Annotated in this window: 16 protein-coding genes; all 16 read left to right on the top strand. The window is 56.2% G+C overall.

Annotated elements, in window-relative coordinates:
• The first annotated feature begins 10 nt into the window (after positions 1 to 10).
• The 16 genes from ACSEMK_RS13315 (at position 11) to ACSEMK_RS13240 (ending at position 17,204) form a co-directional block, all read left to right on the top strand.
• Complete coding sequence (locus ACSEMK_RS13315; RefSeq protein ID WP_430914532.1) at positions 11 to 967, top strand: ABC transporter substrate-binding protein; 957 nt, start codon at positions 11 to 13, stop codon at positions 965 to 967.
• A gap of 62 nt (positions 968 to 1,029) precedes the next feature.
• Complete coding sequence (locus ACSEMK_RS13310; RefSeq protein WP_411325170.1) at positions 1,030 to 1,971, top strand: FecCD family ABC transporter permease; 942 nt, start codon at positions 1,030 to 1,032, stop codon at positions 1,969 to 1,971.
• A 772-nt stretch (positions 1,972 to 2,743) separates the two neighbouring features.
• Positions 2,744 to 4,087, top strand: a complete 1,344-nt coding sequence (tssK, locus tag ACSEMK_RS13305; RefSeq protein WP_430914531.1) for a type VI secretion system baseplate subunit TssK — start codon at positions 2,744 to 2,746, stop codon at positions 4,085 to 4,087.
• Positions 4,084 to 4,749, top strand: coding sequence for a type VI secretion system protein TssL, short form (gene tssL / locus ACSEMK_RS13300; RefSeq protein ID WP_430914530.1), 666 nt, complete (start codon positions 4,084 to 4,086; stop codon positions 4,747 to 4,749). The genes tssK and tssL overlap by 4 nt, the downstream gene beginning before the upstream one ends.
• Positions 4,746 to 6,425, top strand: coding sequence for an OmpA family protein (locus ACSEMK_RS13295; protein ID WP_430914529.1), 1,680 nt, complete (start codon positions 4,746 to 4,748; stop codon positions 6,423 to 6,425). The genes tssL and ACSEMK_RS13295 overlap by 4 nt, the downstream gene beginning before the upstream one ends.
• Before the next feature lie 200 nt (positions 6,426 to 6,625).
• On the top strand, positions 6,626 to 9,004 hold the full coding sequence (locus tag ACSEMK_RS13290; protein ID WP_430914528.1) for a type VI secretion system Vgr family protein: 2,379 nt from the start codon (positions 6,626 to 6,628) through the stop codon (positions 9,002 to 9,004).
• A 39-nt stretch (positions 9,005 to 9,043) separates the two neighbouring features.
• Positions 9,044 to 9,301 (top strand): PAAR domain-containing protein, encoded by a 258-nt coding sequence (locus ACSEMK_RS13285; RefSeq protein ID WP_087860650.1) that lies wholly within the window; start codon positions 9,044 to 9,046, stop codon positions 9,299 to 9,301.
• Positions 9,298 to 10,458 (top strand): hypothetical protein, encoded by a 1,161-nt coding sequence (locus ACSEMK_RS13280; protein ID WP_430914527.1) that lies wholly within the window; start codon positions 9,298 to 9,300, stop codon positions 10,456 to 10,458. The genes ACSEMK_RS13285 and ACSEMK_RS13280 overlap by 4 nt, the downstream gene beginning before the upstream one ends.
• A gap of 2 nt (positions 10,459 to 10,460) precedes the next feature.
• Entirely contained in the window at positions 10,461 to 11,219 is a 759-nt protein-coding gene (locus ACSEMK_RS13275; protein ID WP_430914526.1) for a DUF4123 domain-containing protein, read from the top strand.
• 56 nt (positions 11,220 to 11,275) lie between these two features.
• Positions 11,276 to 11,845 (top strand): DUF3304 domain-containing protein, encoded by a 570-nt coding sequence (locus tag ACSEMK_RS13270; RefSeq protein WP_430914525.1) that lies wholly within the window; start codon positions 11,276 to 11,278, stop codon positions 11,843 to 11,845.
• A 238-nt stretch (positions 11,846 to 12,083) separates the two neighbouring features.
• Entirely contained in the window at positions 12,084 to 12,650 is a 567-nt protein-coding gene (locus ACSEMK_RS13265; RefSeq protein WP_430914523.1) for a DUF3304 domain-containing protein, read from the top strand.
• A complete protein-coding gene (locus ACSEMK_RS13260; protein WP_316424115.1) occupies positions 12,623 to 12,970 on the top strand; it encodes a hypothetical protein in 348 nt (115 codons plus the stop codon). Before ACSEMK_RS13265 ends, ACSEMK_RS13260 begins: the two co-directional genes overlap by 28 nt.
• A gap of 183 nt (positions 12,971 to 13,153) precedes the next feature.
• A complete protein-coding gene (locus ACSEMK_RS13255; RefSeq protein WP_430914522.1) occupies positions 13,154 to 13,723 on the top strand; it encodes a DUF3304 domain-containing protein in 570 nt (189 codons plus the stop codon).
• Positions 13,696 to 14,058, top strand: a complete 363-nt coding sequence (locus tag ACSEMK_RS13250; protein ID WP_430914521.1) for a hypothetical protein — start codon at positions 13,696 to 13,698, stop codon at positions 14,056 to 14,058. Before ACSEMK_RS13255 ends, ACSEMK_RS13250 begins: the two co-directional genes overlap by 28 nt.
• Positions 14,059 to 14,214: 156 nt before the next feature.
• Positions 14,215 to 14,787: a DUF3304 domain-containing protein gene (locus ACSEMK_RS13245; protein ID WP_316424111.1), complete on the top strand. Its 573-nt coding sequence runs from the start codon at positions 14,215 to 14,217 to the stop codon at positions 14,785 to 14,787.
• Positions 14,760 to 17,204, top strand: a complete 2,445-nt coding sequence (locus tag ACSEMK_RS13240; RefSeq protein ID WP_430914520.1) for a T6SS phospholipase effector Tle1-like catalytic domain-containing protein — start codon at positions 14,760 to 14,762, stop codon at positions 17,202 to 17,204. The genes ACSEMK_RS13245 and ACSEMK_RS13240 overlap by 28 nt, the downstream gene beginning before the upstream one ends.
• Positions 17,205 to 17,238: the final 34 nt, after the last annotated feature.

Here is a 17,238-nt window from a genome sequence, read left to right as displayed (position 1 = left end):
TCGAGTAAATATGAACAGACTTTTAACTATCTTATGGCTGCTGTTAAGTAGCCCGTTCGCGTTAGCGAATCCCTTTCCCGTTACCGTGGACAGCTGCGGTAAGCCCATCACCTTTAATCAACCCCCACAGCGTGCGGTAATTAACGATCTTAATATGGCGGAAATGGCCTTTGCGCTCGATCTCCAGGATCGGATTGTGGGGCTAACCGGCATCACCGGCTGGTATAAACTAACACCACAGTTCAAAGCAGCGATGGGGGCCATCCCCGAGCTGGCACCTAAATACCCGTCGCTGGAAACGCTGCTGGCGGTCCGGCCGGACTTTTTCTTCGCCGGCTGGAACTACGGCATGAAAATCGGCGGCGATGTGACGCCGCAGACGCTGGCGCCATATGGAATTAACACGCTGGTATTGAGTGAAAGTTGCGTACAGGCCGGCGGGCAGGCAAAGAAAGCCGACATGAGTTTGCTTTACAACGATGAACTCAAGTTGGGTAAGATTTTTGGCAAGCAACAACAGGCCGAGGCGTTGGTGGAAGGGTGGAAACGTCGGCTGGCGAATCTGCCAGCCAGGGCAGCGGATATGCAGCCGCAGCGGGTCTTCGTCTATGACTCCGGCGAAGATAAACCTTTTACCAGCGGCAAGTACGGGATGCCGACGGCCATTATCGAGGCGGCCGGGGGACGCAACGTGATGGATACTCTGGACGCGAACTGGACCACGACGACGTGGGAGGCGGTGGCGGCCAGCGAACCACAGGTGATTATTCTGCTCGATTACCAAACCGGCACGGGAGCCGAGGCGCTGCAGCGTGTACTCGAATCTCATCCACTGATGAAATTGACGCCCGCCGTCCGGCAGCAGCGTTATCTTAAGCTACAGTATGCTGAATTGACTCCGGGCCCGGCGAATATTGCGGCGGTTGAGAAGCTGGCGCATCTCTTATATGCCACGGACGTGAAATGAAGCCGTCAGTGCAACGTTTTCTTCTGTGGACGGCGCTGGCATCCGTGGTTTTATGCGGCTTGATGATTTCGAGCCTGCGGTTGGGGAGTGTGGAACTCTCATGGCAACAAGTGATATCAGCGTTAGGGATATCATCCGCTCCCATTCCCGAAATTTTGAAAACTATCGTCATTGACTTACGTCTACCACGGAGCCTGCTGGCGGCGTTGACCGGCGCAGGACTGGCGATCGCCGGCTTGCTGTTACAGACCACGACACGTAACGAACTGGCCGATCCATTTTTGTTTGGTCTCTCTTCAGGCGCTTCCGCCGGCGCGGTGCTGGTGATCACCCGCTTCGGCGATGTACTGGGGGCGTTTACGCTGCCGGTCTCGGCCTTCGTCGGCGGGATATTATCCGCGCTGGCGGTGATGATATTGTTTCGCGTCAATCAGCTAAGGCGGGCGGAACAGTTAATTATCTGCGGCCTGGCGGTGTCGTTTCTTTTCAGCGCGCTGACCAGCTATCTGGTCTTTTCCGGCGACCAGCGAGCGGCCGGTTCGTTGCTATTCTGGTCATTGGGCGGTCTGGGACTGGCGCGATGGGACAACTTGTTCATTCCATTATTGAGCCTGGGGTTGTTGAGCGGATTTACCCTGCGTCGCTGGCGGGCGTTGGATGCACTGCTGGCGGGGGAGCAGACGGCCTGCTCGCTGGGCGTCGATGTGCAGCGTTTGAGAAGCGAAACCTTTCTCTGCTGCGCGTTGGCTACCGCTTTACTGGTCTCTTTAACCGGGGTCATTGGTTTTGTCGGCCTGATGGTTCCTTATCTGGCGCGTCGGGTCGTTGGCGTCAGGCACCGGCTGACCGTACCAATGTGCGGTCTGCTGGGCGCGATATTGCTCATTGGCGGCGATATACTTAGTCGAAGTCTGATAGCGAATCAAGAATTACCGATTGGTATTATTACTGCCGGGCTTGGCGGCGCGTTTATTGTTAGTCTGCTAATGCGGGCAACACGATAAGCCGAGCCACGGGAAAATAGCGGTTGACCCATTATTGCGCGCAAATAATGGGTTCTATTATTTAAATGAATGTGACTCGCCGATTATAAAGGCACTCTCCGCCGTTGAAGGGGGAACTTTTCTGGATAGAGCGCTTTTGGACGAGGTGGATTTTTTTAAATGATTCGCCAAAAATATAATTGGACAGAAATTTTTTTCAGGCCACGATTGTTGCGGCATGGCGGTAAGTAATGATTTATATCAATGAAACAGACATCATTGGCGCATGACCCGTTAGTTGGTAAGTTCCTGGTTTAATTCCCTGCTCAAAACGCATGAGGCCACGCGATATATTGAGATATTGCAATTTCTGGTTATTTTATTCGTTATTCCCGTGATGAATATTCTTGATATCAATCTAAATATAGTTCATTAATTCGGGTGGTTAACGGTAACCAGTGATTCATTCTGATGTGGTTCAGATATATAAGGGGTGTAATGAACAGCGCTTTCCCAGGTGAGCGACTCAATACCCGTATTCCGTCACTGTTTTCACTGCATATCGAAATTGAACAGAGGGCCGTCAAACTGACGCTTAAATCCCTGGCCGCTAGTCGTTCCGGTAATATTAAAGCCCACCCAATATTCGTTCAAGAAAAAATAAATACCAATAACAATAATTCAAGTTTTTCTGTTTCGGAGTGCCGTTCGCCAGTGAGTTAGCAAGGTGAAATTAAATTTGGAGTTTAAGAACACCTTATTAGAGAAGCGAGAGTAACGCACAGGAGGTGCGATGAAGACATTACGACCACTGTGGGGCAGGGGTCAGATGATCTCCCCACAACATTTTCAACAACAGGTGAACCAGGCGGCCTGGCAAAGCGAATGTATCGCCCGTCTGGGAGTGATGAATCCCTGGGGCGTCATCCGCGTCGAATTTGACGCCGCTCTGCTAAAGCAAGGGACACTGAAAGCCAGCCACCTGTACGTACGCTTTCCTGATGGAACGCTAATTGACAGTGATAATGCTGATGCGCTGCCTGAAGCCATGGTATTGCCGCAAGCGGACTGCCATGAATTAACGGTGGTGCTGGCGCTGCCCCATGAGCATGGCAACGGCGGCAACTGCTTGCAGGTGGAGCAACGTGCAGAGCGTCCGGTACGTTGGCGCCAGGCCTGGCGAGAAGTGCGCAACAGATATGGCCAAGACAGTCGACAAATTGCGGTGATGCTTGCGCAACTGACGCTGCGCGCTGCGGATGACGATAACGGCGATTATCAAACCGTCGCCCTCGCCAGGCTACGTCGCGACAGTCAGGAGTGCTGGTCGCTGGATGAGGACTTTATCCCACCGCTACTGAAAGTGTTAGCCAGCCGCTGGCTGCACGAACAGACGGAACAATTGACGAATCAACTGCGCACGCGCCTGCAACGCCTGATGGCCATGCGCCGGGAGAGCAACGCCAGGATGGCGGATTTTGCGGTGGCGGATGTATCACTGTTCTGGTTGCTGAACGCGCTCAACAGCGCGGAGCCGGTGTTGAGCCATTTTCTGCGTCATCCCCAGGTACATCCGGAACGGCTGTATGAAGCGCTGGCCAGCCTGGCGGGCAGCTTGCTGACTTTCTCCCTGGACCACACCACGGCGGATATCCCGCCCTATCGCCATCAGGCGCTGACCGAAGTCTTTCCACCGCTATTCAAATTACTCGGCGTACTGCTCGAAGCCAGCCTGCCCTCCCGGGTTGTGGTGATTGAAATGACGCACGATGACCGGCGTAAGCGCTGGCATGCCCGCCTGCACGATCCAAGGTTGCGCGAAGAAGCCGATTTTTATCTCTCGGTGCGTTCCGCGCTGCCTGCGTCGCAACTGCTGGAGCAATTTCCGCAACAGTGTAAAACCGGCAGCCCCGATGAGGTTGACCGGGTGGTCAACGGTTCGCAGCCGGGCATTCCGCTGAAAGCCATGAGCCATGTTCCCGCCGCTATTCCGCTGCGCCTTGAGAATCAGTATTTCACCCTTGATATGACTCATCCGGCGGCGCAGGCGATGCTGGCGGAAGGGAGTTGCGTCTTTTACGTGCCCGGCCTGCTGGGCGATCCTGAACTCGAACTGTATGCGGTGCTGCGCTCATGACCCAGGATATCAATATTGATGCTCTGCTGGCGGATAGCTGGCTAACGGTGACGGAACTGCGTCTTGGCGCCAAACTGGCCGAGGGGGAGGGGAAACTTCTTTGGCAGCGTTGTGTAGATAACATTGAACAGGTGATGGCGCAGCTGGTCGCCGCTGATGTCAGCGAGACGAACCGCCAGCACATCCTCTACGCGTGGTGCGCGCTGCTGGATGAAACCGCGAAAGGCCGCAAAGAGGAAGATGACGCCTGTATCGCCTGGTACGACCGGCCGCTTGAGGTCAAATATTTTGGCGGCATGGAAGCCGGAGATGCGCTCTATGAGCGTATACGCCAGACGTTGCGCGAACCGGCGCCGGATATAGCTGTACTGACCTGTTTTCATCGGGTACTGGCGCTGGGCTTTAAGGGGCGCTATAGCCTCAATGATCCGGCGCGCGCAGCGCTTGTCAGCGCGCTTGGCGAGCGCGTACCGCCGTTTGCGGGCGACCCGCATCTGCCGATACTGGCCTCCCTCTCCGGGCGCCGAGGCATGGCTGACTGGCTGCGCCGTTGGCCGGTTTGCCTTGGATTATCGCTGGCGGCGGTAGCCGCGTTGTGGTTGGGATTAAACTACTGGCTGGATACCCTGGTGGCGGCTTTGCGACTGGGAGGCGGACAATGAGCGCGCGCTATCAGCGCCTGCTATGGCTGTGGGGCGGGCTGCTGGCGATGTTGATGATCCTGCTGTTTCTGCCGTTATCCACCGGCGGCCGGGTGCTGGCTGTTGGGTTGACGGCGGCGGGCGTAGCGGCCGGGCTGGTCTACGTCGGGCGCCAACAACGTGAGCGACCTGCGGATGCCGACTGGCTGGTTGAGCTACCGTCGGCGCCGTATCGACAGCCGGTTGTGCTGGTCTGCGGTGACACAGCGGACTGGCCGGGAGAAGGGGCGGTTTACCGTACGGCGCAGGGTTGCTGGCTGAGAGTCGCCACCGCCGCGTTGCAGCAGACGGCGCGTTATTTGCAGCGTGAGCGGCCGGCGCTCATCGCCCAGCTGGCGGTGATGTACTGCGTGCAGCCGCAACAACATGATGATGACGCGGCGCTGACGGCCCGGTTTCGCGAGCTACGCTGGCAGCTTGCTCAGGTGCGGCGTGATACCCGTCGGGCGATACCGTTACTGCTGAACAGCACCCTGTTCGGCGCATCGCTGGAACCGTTATGGCAGACAGCGCGTGCCGAAGAGACGATGCAGATGTGGCTGCCTGACGGCGTGCCGTTCAGCAGCGCAAGCTGGCTGATGCAGGCTGATGGCGCTCATCGCCTGGCGGCGCTGGTGAGGATGAATGCGTTTGCCCGCTTTACGCAGCAGATAGCGTTGAGCGTACTGACGGCGGCCACCGACGATGTTCCCCCGATCGCTCCGGCGGTCGTACTGTATCATTTCACGCCAGCCGGGGCGCCTGCCGTGGCGGATAATCTATGGCAGCGTTGGCTGTCTGAGCATACTTCCCTCAACTCACTACCGGGCTGGTTGCCGAAAATTGCTGCCGATGCGCGGAAACTGCCGGATTTTATTTTACCGATACTGCCGCAGGGCGGCGGCATTACGCCGAAAAGCCGTGCTCTGCGGCGGGCATTCTGTCTGTTCTCCCTCGCGGCTCTGATTGCGCTGTGCTGCAGCGCATGGAACAACCATCAACTCCTCCAGCGGGTTGGTTTTGATGTTCAGCGTTATGAACGGACTGCGATGGACGACCATGCAGCAAAAGCCCGCGCCGTACAGATTTTACGCCAGGATGCGGCGCAACTGGACGCCTTCGCGCGTGACGGCGCGCCGCTGGCGCTCAGTCTTGGGCTCTATCGCGGCGAGCGTCTGCGCCAGCCGCTACTGGAAGCGATTCGCTCCTATGTCCCCCCGCCTCCGCCGAAAGCGGTAGAAAAAATCGTGCCGAAAATTATCCGCCTCGACAGCATGTCTCTTTTCGATACCGGCAAGTGGACGCTGAAACCGGGCTCCACAAAGCTGCTGGTGAACTCGCTGGTGGGGATAAAGGCCAGGCCAGGTTGGCTTATCGTCATCGCCGGGCATACCGACAGCGTGGGTGATGATAAATCCAACCAGACACTCTCTCTGAAGCGTGCCGAATCGGTGCGCAACTGGATGCGCGACACCGGTGACGTGCCGGAAAGTTGTTTTGCGGTACAGGGCTATGGCGAAAGCCGTCCTGTCTCCGGCAACGAGACGCAACAAGGCCGGGCGCTCAACCGCCGGGTTGAAATTAGCCTGGTGCCGCAGGCTGATGCCTGCCGGGTTGCGACAACCTCCGCTTCATCCCCGGCGGATGGCGCTTTCTAAACCGACCATCTCATGACGCTCTGCGCGGACAGGTTTTCCTGTCCGTCGTTTTTGTTGCCGGGTACCGGGGTCAACACAATCTGCCCAACCTTGTGCGCTTTTGGGCTCCTTATCAACAGGAAACAGCGACGGGCGGTAGCGTGGCTGAAAGCGATGGAAGGGAGATAAAGAGAATGGCGTTTGATACAGGAAAATAAACCATGAATGACATAAAGCCTTTGTTTTTCAACCACAGTCATCATCTTTTACAGGTGCATGGTTGTCACTCCTTGCTGGACGTTCTGTGCTTCGAAGGCGAGGAAAACTTAAGCGAGCCTTTCCGCTATACCATTGAATTTACCAGCAGCGATCGTGCCATCACCCCGCAGCAGATGTTGCTGAAAAATGCCTCGCTGACCTTGCAGGCGCCGGTTGACCAGGGATTTGGCATTAAGATCCAGCAACCGGTGCGCGTTGTGCAGGGAGTGATCACCGCTTTTGAACGGCTTTCCACCTCAAAAGAGGAAACGCGCTACGCCTTGACGTTACAGCCGCGTCTGGCGCTACTGTCGAAGAGCCATCAGAATCGGATTTATCAGGACATGTCGGCGCCGCAGATTGTGGAGCACATCCTCAGAACCCGTCACCAGATGCGCGGTGAAGATTTTGTCTTTCAACTGGCGCATGAATATCCGCGGCGTGAACAGGTGATGCAATACGGTGAGGACGATCTGACTTTTATCTCCCGCCTGTTGGGCGAGGTGGGGATCTGGTTTCGTTTTATCGCCGATACCCGGCTCAATATTGATGTAGCGGAGTTCTACGACGACCAGCAACACTACGAGGCGGGGTTGGTATTGCCCTCGGTCGCCCCCTCCGGGCAGCATGACGGCGGGAGCGAATCGGTGTGGGATTTACAAAGCCGACACCGCGTGGTTGAGCGTTCGGTCTTCACCCGTGACTACAACTATCGTAACGCGCCGGAGGATATGAATCTCAACGTCAATGTCAGCCGGGGCGATAGTACCACCTACGGTGAAGCCTATCACTGGGCGGACAACTACCTGACGCCAGGTAATCGCTATCAGCATACTCCGGACCCGGAGAGCGGGGCCTTTTATGCCCGTATTCGCCATGAGCGCTATCTCAACCAGCAGACGCGGCTGAACGGAGAAACAAACTGCGCGGCGTTGGCTCCCGGACAGCAGCTAAAAGTGAGCGGCGGCGAGGAGGTGACGGACCTCTGGCGCCAGGGTGTGGTGATCACCGCTATTCACTGTCGCGCCCGCCGCGACCGCAGCTTCGAAGTGACATTTCAGGCCATTCCCAGTGTTGAGACCTACTGCTTTCGCCCGGCAATCATCAGTAAACCCAGCATGGCCGGGACGTTACCGGCGCGCGTCACCAGCACCAAAATCAACGATCTCTATGGCCATATCGATCGCGACGGACGTTATCGGGTGAACTTATTGTTCGATCGCGATCGCTGGCAGCCGGGCGAGGAAAGCCTGTGGGTGCGCCAGGCGCGCCCTTACGCCGGTGAAACTTTTGGCCTGCATCTGCCGTTGTTAGCGGGCACCGAAGTGGCGATCGCTTTTGAGCAGGGCGATCCCGATAGGCCCTATATTGCCGGCGCCCTGCACGATTCCACGCACCAGGACCACGTGACGCTTTACAACTACAAGCGCAACGTGCTGCGCACGCCGGCGAATAACAAGATTCGCCTTGATGATACACGGGGCAAAGAGCACGTTAAGGTCAGCACCGAATATGGCGGCAAGAGCCAACTCAACCTCGGCCACCTGGTGGATCATCAGAACACGCCGCGCGGTGAAGGGTTTGAGTTACGCACCGATAGCTACGGCGCGATCCGCGCAGGCAAGGGGATATTTATCACCGCCGATGAACAGCTGAAAGCGATGGGCGCGACCGTGGAAATGGATCCCGCGAGTCAATTGCTCGGCAGTGCCGTTGTTCAGCTCAACGACTGGCAGGAGATAGCCCGCACCCACTACAACACCCCGCCGGATGTCAGCACGTTAAAGCAGTTCGTCGGCAAAGCCGTCAACCTCGCGAGCCCCGTCCTGCTGATGAGCGCGCCGAAAGGGATTGGCATCGTGACGGCGGAAACGACGCTGCTGCAGAGTGGTAAAGGGCTGTATCTGCAAAGCGCCAGCGATATTGCGCTGGCCAGCGGCAATCGGCTGTCGGTGAATACCAAAAACGCTATCTCGCTGCTGTCCCACCGCGAAGGGATGCGTATGGTATCGGTGAAAGGTCCGCTGGCGATAGAGTCGCACGGCGATACCCTGGCGCTCACTTCACTGAAGGATATTACCGTTCAATCAACGCAGGGACATCTGCAGCTTACCGCCAAAAATGGCATCACCCTGGGCTGCGGCGGCGGCTACATTCGCCTGACGCCGCAGGGAGAAATCCATCTTCACAGCCCCGGTCTGCTCAGTTTTAAAGGCACGCATAAGATGCAGGGGCCGGCCGGCGAGACGTTTCCGCTTCCCGACCTTCCCACATCGATTTGTAAAGATTGCCTGATTCATGCGCAAGAACTGGCTCAGACCTTTGTTCCGCGTGCCGCCTGACAATCGCCCATTGATATAACTTACCCGGAGGAACAGACCTTGAAACCCATTATTCGGCAGGGTGATACCTTGCGTGAGCATGGCGGTACGGTGATCGGCGGCCATTATCTCTGTTTTGGTAAAGGCATCGCCTGCAAAGGCGACCAGGTGAGCTGCAATGAACATGGCCTGACGGTCATAGCCGAAGGAAGCTCGCTGTATGAAGTGGATGGTTCTCCGGTGGCTCTTGACGGGCATCGTTGCGCCTGCGGCTGTACGCTGGTGAGCTCACGCCCTGATTGCGACGTCGCGTTATGAGACAGCTCACCGACTATCTGCCTTATAAAACTGCCACGCCGCCCCGCAACGGACGGTGGTTATCCGTCGGCGCGGGGCTGACGCTGATTAGTGGTGGAGGCGCGGCGTTAATGCCTGGCGAAGCGCGTGGCGGGGCGTTAATTACCGTCGCAATCGTTGGCGCCATGCTTTTGGTCTTCATCTTTTGGATGTTGCGTCTGCTTTATTACCGCCTGTCGGTCCACTACACCCAGTACTACCAGCAGTTGATCGATTTCGATCATCAAACGTGGTGGGCCCGGCATCAATATAGCGTTGGGCTGGTGGAAACGGTGCTGCTGGGGCCGGTGGGATGTGAACCCGAGCGCTGGCAGACGCTGCTGAAGCGAGAACATCAGCCGCCAAAAGAGAAACTGGAGTCCGGTGCGCGGGCGCTGCGGCTGATTCACTCGGACATCGTGGATATCGACCTGCGTGAACAGCAGCTAGCCCGAATGTTGGCGCAACAATGGCTGGCGCAGCGAGGCGAACATCAACTTCCCGGCCTGAGCGGCTGTTACTGGCAGGGTAGCGAACCGGCGTGGCGAGAATTTTGCGCCGAGCTGCGCAAGCGCTGTCCTACCGTTCAGTTGCCGCATATGGCTGAACCCTGGCAGGGCGAGGCCAGCTTATCGGAGATTACCGCACGAATGAATGCGGCCGGCGACGGATGTTTCATTCTGGTGGCGGGGTGCCAGTCGGTGGCGGTGACGGCGGATTCGGTGAGACCGGCGGGTGAATCTGCCGTGCTGTGGTTACTGGCCCGGGAGGGGGAGGCGAGACTGACCCGCGGCGAGGTTTATGAAGGCGCTGCGGTGGAAAATATCCAGCAGGTCTGTCAGCGGGCGATGCAGCAAAGCGGGGCCGAACGTCCGCCCGATCCCTGTATCGCATTCACACAGCCGCAAATCCCGGAACTGGCGCAAAGCGGCTGGAACAGCAACCAGCTGCTGCAGGATGAAAACTGGGGGGAGGCGGGGCAGATGGAGCAGCTCATCACGATTACGCTGGCGGCGATATTTGCCTGTCGCTTTCATCAGTCTTGCGGCTGGATCGCCCGCGATCCGCGTCATCCTCTCTCACTGGGCATCGTCACCGCAGCAGTCCCGGCACCGCAATCTCAAGACCAGAAGGAATGAACATGTCGTTAATGAATCAGGAATGGATTAGCAAGCTGGAACAATTTGCGCGAAAACTCGCGCTGCGCGACGTCTATCTCATTGCCGATCAAGGTGTTTTAAGCAATCCGTTGTTGGATGGCTTAAATAGACTTTCTCCTCCGGTGCAGTGGTTCTCGCTCTATCAGGGGCAACCGGAAGAGCCGCTGCTGGAGATGGCGCCTTTATTGATGCGGCTGGAGCCAGCTTGCTGGCAGCATCGTCAATGGATCGCCGATCTGATCGCCGCATTTTCCTACAAGCCGGGTCTGCTGATCTTCCTCTCACCGCTGAGTTTTTCAACGCTCGCCGCCCACCTGCGCAATCTGGCCGACGGCGCATGGGAAGACCGTTCTGGCCTGGTGCGCTATTACGATACCCGCATGTTCCCGTTGCTGATGCAGCATGTGCTCACTGAAGAACAAAAAGCATGGTTTTTAGAACCGGTTTATCTCTGGAGCTACCGCGATAGAGACAACAAGATCTGCTGGCTGGAAGGCGAATGTTCGCCAGTTCAGGCAGCGATCCCGGAGGCGATCAAGATTAATTTCAGCGATGAGCAAATGATGAAACTGGATGTCGCTATCGATGCTCAGCGATTTACGGTTTCTGAAAAATTCAGCACCTTTTTTGCCACCCAGGAGGACAAATTTAACACTCTTTGGCAGCTCGGCTGGCAGGTGCATCAGCAGAATTTTGTCGGCGATTTAGCTTCCTGGTTTGAAAGCCACTTTAAGGAATAAAACATCCTCCCTTTTGATAATCAATAGGTGATGATCAGTTCTGTAAGGACACATCAATGATAAAGCATATTCGTATTTTGCCCGGCAGGCTGGCGGTGCTGACCGCCGGTTTTCTCTGCCTGCTGACGGCCTGCTGCGATCATAGTCGCGACGGCATGAGCGCCGCTGATATAGCCGTCTTAAACCATGGTCCGGACGCCATTGTCTCGTTGCAGGTGAACGGCTACGGGGGACCTGGCGCTAATCCCTACGGCGGTGGCGGCGGCTTCTGCTGCGTGATGGTGCCAGATGTCTGGCGCCCGGGGCTGACGGCAAAAATCACCTGGACTTCCGATCCTAATTCATGGATGAAATCGAGTGATATGTCGAACGATTATGAAACTCACTATCAGCGTCATGGACCGATTACCGTCCCCATTGAGCACTGGGAGAAGGGACAGGCCTGTGGTTTTGAAGTGCATATTTTCCCGTGCGACAAGGTAAGAATTATACGCTCCTGTCACGATCGCTCATCTCCGGCATATCCGATACAGCGTGCGCCTGATGAGGATGAAAAAGCGAAAAAAATATTACTCGACCATGTTAAGGAGAACATTGTATGCCCGACACCGCAGACTCCACGTTAAGTGCCCTGAAGGCGCTTATTGCGGCCTTCCAGACCGGTGCCACTCCGGTCACGGTTAAAACCTCCACTGTGGAAGCATCTGGAAAACCTGTATTAATGTCTGTAGCGGCCAATTTTATTTGACCGCTACAAATATCATTATCAGTTATATATGGAGGTTCATCTATTAGCATAAATACAAGCATTTAATTACGTCATTTATTAATAAGTTATCACTTTATATTTGTAAGGACACATCAATGATAAAGCATATCCGTATTTTGCCCGGCGGGCTGGCGGTGCTGGCCGCCGTTTTTCTCTGCCTGCTGACGGCCTGCCGCGACCACAGTCGTGACGGCATGAGCGGTGCTGACATAGCCGTCTTAAACCATGGTCCGGACGCCATTGTTTCGATGCAGGTCAATGGTTATGGGGGACCGGGGGCTAATCCCTACGGCGGCAGTGGCTTCTGCTGCGTGATGGTGCCAGATGTCTGGCGGCCGGGCCTGACGGCAAAAATCACCTGGACCTCCGATCCTAACGCATGGATGAAATCCAGTGAAATGCCCGATGATTATGAAACTCACTATCAGAAACATGGGCCGATTACTGTCCCTATCGAACGTTGGGATAAAGAACAAGGATGCGGCTTTGATGTGCATATTTTCCCCTGTGATAAGGTGCGGATAGTGCGTTCCTGCTATGGTCGAGCGGCCCCTGAATATCCGATACAGCCTGAGGCTGACGGACTAAAAAAAGCGCAAAACGTGCTTATAAATCATGTTAAGGAGGAGATCGTATGTCCGACACCGCAGACTCCACGCTGAATGCCCTGAAGGCGCTTAATGCGGCCTTTCAGATCGGCGCCACCCCGGTCGCTGTTAAAACCTCCACCGCAGAAGCGGCCAGTTTACCGCCACACTTTCCCGGGCCGGATGATAAAAAGGGGAAAGCGCCAGCGGATGACTCCACCCAGCAGAAAATCGAATACAACGAGCGCGGCCGCCTGCCGGCGAGCAGAACGCAGACCGAAGGCAACTATGCCAGGCAGTACCTGGAGGGGTATGTCGAGGAGTCCGATCATCAATCGGACAAAAAAAACGGAACCGGGCTGCCCCGCCAGCCTGCATACACAATTCGCTGCTGACTAATATTGCCCGGCTCTGGCCTATGAGAAACCGGTATTGATATTTGCAGCGGCCCATTTTATTTGACCGCTACAAATATCATTATCAGTTATATATGGAGGTTCATCTATTAGCATAAATACAGTTATTCAATTACGTCATTTATTAATAAGTCATCACTTTATATTTGTAAGGACACATTAATGATAAAGCATATCCGTATTTTGCCCGGTGGGCTGGCGGTGCTGGTCGCCGCTTTTCTCTGCCTGCTGACGGCCTGCCGCGACCACAGTCGCGACGGCATGAGCGGCGCTGATATAAATGTCTTAAACCACGGTCCGGACGCCATTGTCTCGTTGCAGGTGAACGGCTACAGCGGACCAGGAGCCAATTCCTACGGCGGCGGCGGCTTCTGCTGTGTGATGGTGCCAGATGTCTGGCGCCCGGGGCTGACGGCAAAAATTACCTGGACTTCTGACCCTAACTCCTGGATGAAAATAAGCGATATGCCTGAAAACTATTCGCAATACTATCAGCGCCATGGCCCGATCACCGTGCCCATTGAACGCTGGGAAGAGGATCAGGCTTGCGGCTTTCATGTGCATATTTTCCCCTGCGATAAGGTGCGGATAGTCCGTTCCTGCATTCCACCGGGACAGCCGGGCTACCCGGTACCCCAGTCTCCCCCTGACTGGGAGCAACGAGCGGATAAGATCATTTTCAAACATATTAAGGAGGAAGTTGTATGTCCGACGCCTCAGACTCTCCGCTGAATGCCCTGAAGGCGCTTATTGCCGCCTTTCAGACCGGCGCCACCCCGGTCGCTGTCAAAACGTCCACCGCAGAAGCGGCCAGCTTACCGCCAAAGTTTCCCGGGCCGGATGACAAAAAGTCCGCGGATAACTCTGTGCAGCAGAAAACCGAATACAACGAGCGCGGTCGCCTGCCGGCGAGCAGAACGCAGACCGAAGGCAACTATGCCAGGCAGTACCTGGAAGGGTATGTCGGGGAGTCCGATCATCAATCGGACAAAAAAAGGGAGCCAGGCTGCCCGCCAGCCTGCATACACAATTCGCTGCTGACTAATATTGCCGGCTCTGGCCTATGAGAAACCGGTATTGATATTTGCAGCGGCCCATTTTATTTGACCGCTACAAATATCATTATCAGTTATATATGGAGGTTCATCTATTAGCATAAATACAAGCATTTAATGACGTCATTTATTAATAAGTCATCACTTTATATTTGTAAGGACACATCAATGATAAAGCATATCCGTATTTTGCCCGGCGGGCTGGCGGTGCTGGCCGCCGCTTTTCTCTGCCTGCTGACAGCCTGTCGCGACCACAGTCGTGACGGCATGAGCGGCGCTGATTTAAATCTCTATAACCACGGTCCGGACGCCATCGTTTCGGTGCAGGTGAACGGCTACGGCGGGCCTGGGGCCAATTCCTACGGCGGCGGCGGCGGCTTCTGCTGCGTGATGGTGCCAGATGTCTGGCGCCCGGGATTAACGGCAAAAATCACCTGGACCTCCGATCCTAACGCTTGGATAGACCCGAAGCACATCCCTGATGATCATGCGAGTCATTACCAGCGGCATGGGCCGATTACCGTGCCCATTGAACGCTGGGAAAAAGGTCAGGGATGTGGCTTTGATGTACATATTTTCCCCTGCGATAAGGTGCGGATAGTCCGTTCCTGCATACCACCTGGACAGCCGGGATATCCGGTACCCCAGTCGCCGACAGACTGGAAGCAAAGAGCTCAGAAAATACTTATCAAACATATTAAGGAGGAAGTTGTATGTCCGACGCCTCAGACTCTCCGCTGAATGCCCTGAAGGCGCTTATTGCGGCTTTTCAGACCGGCGCCACCCCGGTCGCTGTTAAAACCTCCACCGCAGAAGCGGCCAGTTTACCGCCAAAGTTTCCCGGGTTGGATGATGAAAAAGGGAAAACGTCAGCGGATAACTCCACGCAGCAGAAAACCGAATACAACGAGCGCGGCCGTCTGCCGGCGAGCAGAACGCAGACCGAAGGCAACTACGCCAGGCAATACCTGGAGGGATATATCGGGGAGTCCGATCATCAATCGGATAAAAAAACGGAACCGGGCTGCCCCGCCAGCCTGCATATCAGCCTGTTCTTTGACGGTACCTGCTGTAATGAAGAAGGGGCTGATGAAGTGTACGGCTCCCGCAATCCGCCGCTGACCAATATTGGCCGCCTCTACCATGCGGCAAACTGGAAAGAGCAGGATGAAACTGCGGAAAACGACGGCTACTTCAGTTACTACTTCCCTGGCTGTGGGGCGCGATTTCCGGAGATTGGCGAGAACGAATACTCGCTGGACGGCGAGCTGTTTGCCAACGGCGGCGAAGACCGTATCAACCAGGCGCTGCTTAAAACCTACAGCAGCATTTGCTATGCGGTGAAAAAGGAAAGGATAGAAGACAGCGAACTGACCAGATACCGGAACAGTATGGCCACCGTCTGGCCCTTCTCGCGGCTGACCCAGAAGTTCAACCGTAAAAGCGCGCTGGATGAGTTCTGCAACAAGCATCTGGATGCCGTGGTTAACCAGTGGCCGTGGCAGCCGACGCGTATGGCTATCCAGCGCTCGCAGCGGCGTATCGCCAAAATCAAGCTGTTCGTCTACGGCTACTGCCGGGGGGCCGCCACCGCCCGCGCCTTTGCCCGCGGGCTGGAGTCGCTGCTCGATGACGCCAGAATGCCGCTCGATGCGACAAATATGCTGCCGGCGGGGACGGTGGTTCCGGGGGGACCCACGCTGCTGGGTATCCCCATCAGTATCGAGTTTATGGGGCTGCTGGATACGGTCTCCGCGGTTGGCGTGCCGCATATCCTGCCGTCGGCCACCGGGCATCTGGGCTGGGCGGCCAACAGCCTGCGGCTGCCGACCACCAAAGGCTTCTTAAAAAGCTGCTACCACTTTGTCGCCGGCCACGAGCAGCACGGCGACCTGCCGCTGGACTCCATTCGCGGTCCGGACGGTAAATACCCGGCCGGGGCGGTGGAGGTGGTCTATCCCGGGATGCATGCCGATGTCGGCGGCGACTGTAAGCCCACCGAACTCGGCAAAGTGCAGACCGATGCCGCCAGCCTGCTGTCAAAGGTTGTGCTGCACGATATGTATGCCGCCGCTTTTGATGCCGGGGCGCCGCTGAGCGTGCCTCCTGAGGTATTACCCGGCGGCGCCAAAGAGAAAACTTATCGAATGATGTCTGTTTATGTATTGGAGCAATTCAAAATCTCCGCCCAGGCCATCGCCCTGTTTAACGCCTGGCAGCAGGCCGGGGCGCAGCAGGCGGGGGCGAAGACCGAAACGTCGGCCGTCAACGAGGCGGAGGTGGTGGCCATCGCCGTGGCTCAGGGCCGGGATCCGGTTGCCGCGCTGAAGGCGGCTCACGACAAGGCGGATAGCGATAAGGCGAAAGCCGCGGCCGCCGCCGCGAAGCCGCCGGAGAACGGCCCGCTGGGCAAGCTGCCGGATCCGGTGTATGTGCCGCTGAAGGCCAAAGCGCTGGAGGTGATGCTGGCGGACCAGCTGAGCTGGATCACCGCCTGGCGCACCGAGCGCTTTGCCAGCCCGCAATACGCCGATAAGTATTATCAGCGCAAGCCCTTTTATCAGCAGGCGCTGAATGAATCATCCGGCGCGCTGCCGTCGGCGGCGGCGCCCGCGGAAAGCAAAGGACCGCGAGAAGTGCCGATTATCGATAAGGATCGGCTGGACCGCGCGGCGTGGGGCTATGACTTTGCCCATACCGGTATCGTGGCGCTGCTGGCCCAGGTGCTGCTGGATATTATTCCCACCACGCAGACCAACCAGCTTGGCGGTCCGCTGGTGGCGGCGCAGGAGTCGGAATATATCCAGATCAAGAAAAGCGGCGATGCCCGGCGGGCGGCGCTGATGGGCTCGCCGACGATGCTGGATTTTTACGATAACTACGTGCATGACACGCTGGCTAAATATAATCACGACCCGCTGCACTCCTCGTTTTCGCACGGTTATTTTGCGTCGCGGACGATTTACGATAACGATGACGATACGTGGGATTCGGTGAAACAATTTGGCCAGCGGGTAAAAGCGATTATAGATATTAATGTCGGCGATATATTAGTGCAGGCGCGAACGGATATGAAAGATCTGAATACGGTATCGGGCGTGCTGGGTAAAATATATCGCGATATAAAAAGCGAGGCTTTTAAAATACTGCTGCCTTAATTCGTTATCGCCATATTCATTATATCCGCTAAGT

It is taken from the genome of Klebsiella sp. K-3, from assembly GCF_051207495.1.
Classification (GTDB): Bacteria; Pseudomonadota; Gammaproteobacteria; order Enterobacterales; family Enterobacteriaceae; genus Klebsiella; species Klebsiella aerogenes.
This window is presented reverse-complemented; position numbering and strand designations above follow the sequence as displayed.

Excerpts from the sequence above, each read along its gene's own strand:
- ACSEMK_RS13280 (WP_430914527.1), top strand. The coding sequence starts at position 9,298 with ATGAGACAGCTCACCGACTATCTGCCTTATAAAACTGCCACGCCGCCC.
- ACSEMK_RS13295 (WP_430914529.1), top strand. The coding sequence starts at position 4,746 with ATGAGCGCGCGCTATCAGCGCCTGCTATGGCTGTGGGGCGGGCTGCTG.
- tssL (WP_430914530.1), top strand. The coding sequence starts at position 4,084 with ATGACCCAGGATATCAATATTGATGCTCTGCTGGCGGATAGCTGGCTA.
- ACSEMK_RS13310 (WP_411325170.1), top strand. The coding sequence starts at position 1,030 with ATGATTTCGAGCCTGCGGTTGGGGAGTGTGGAACTCTCATGGCAACAA.
- tssK (WP_430914531.1), top strand. The coding sequence starts at position 2,744 with ATGAAGACATTACGACCACTGTGGGGCAGGGGTCAGATGATCTCCCCA.
- ACSEMK_RS13255 (WP_430914522.1), top strand. The coding sequence starts at position 13,154 with ATGATAAAGCATATCCGTATTTTGCCCGGTGGGCTGGCGGTGCTGGTC.
- ACSEMK_RS13315 (WP_430914532.1), top strand. The coding sequence starts at position 11 with ATGAACAGACTTTTAACTATCTTATGGCTGCTGTTAAGTAGCCCGTTC.
- ACSEMK_RS13250 (WP_430914521.1), top strand. The coding sequence starts at position 13,696 with ATGTCCGACGCCTCAGACTCTCCGCTGAATGCCCTGAAGGCGCTTATT.
- ACSEMK_RS13290 (WP_430914528.1), top strand. The coding sequence starts at position 6,626 with ATGAATGACATAAAGCCTTTGTTTTTCAACCACAGTCATCATCTTTTA.
- ACSEMK_RS13260 (WP_316424115.1), top strand. The coding sequence starts at position 12,623 with ATGTCCGACACCGCAGACTCCACGCTGAATGCCCTGAAGGCGCTTAAT.
- ACSEMK_RS13240 (WP_430914520.1), top strand. The coding sequence starts at position 14,760 with ATGTCCGACGCCTCAGACTCTCCGCTGAATGCCCTGAAGGCGCTTATT.
- ACSEMK_RS13270 (WP_430914525.1), top strand. The coding sequence starts at position 11,276 with ATGATAAAGCATATTCGTATTTTGCCCGGCAGGCTGGCGGTGCTGACC.
- ACSEMK_RS13245 (WP_316424111.1), top strand. The coding sequence starts at position 14,215 with ATGATAAAGCATATCCGTATTTTGCCCGGCGGGCTGGCGGTGCTGGCC.
- ACSEMK_RS13275 (WP_430914526.1), top strand. The coding sequence starts at position 10,461 with ATGTCGTTAATGAATCAGGAATGGATTAGCAAGCTGGAACAATTTGCG.
- ACSEMK_RS13265 (WP_430914523.1), top strand. The coding sequence starts at position 12,084 with ATGATAAAGCATATCCGTATTTTGCCCGGCGGGCTGGCGGTGCTGGCC.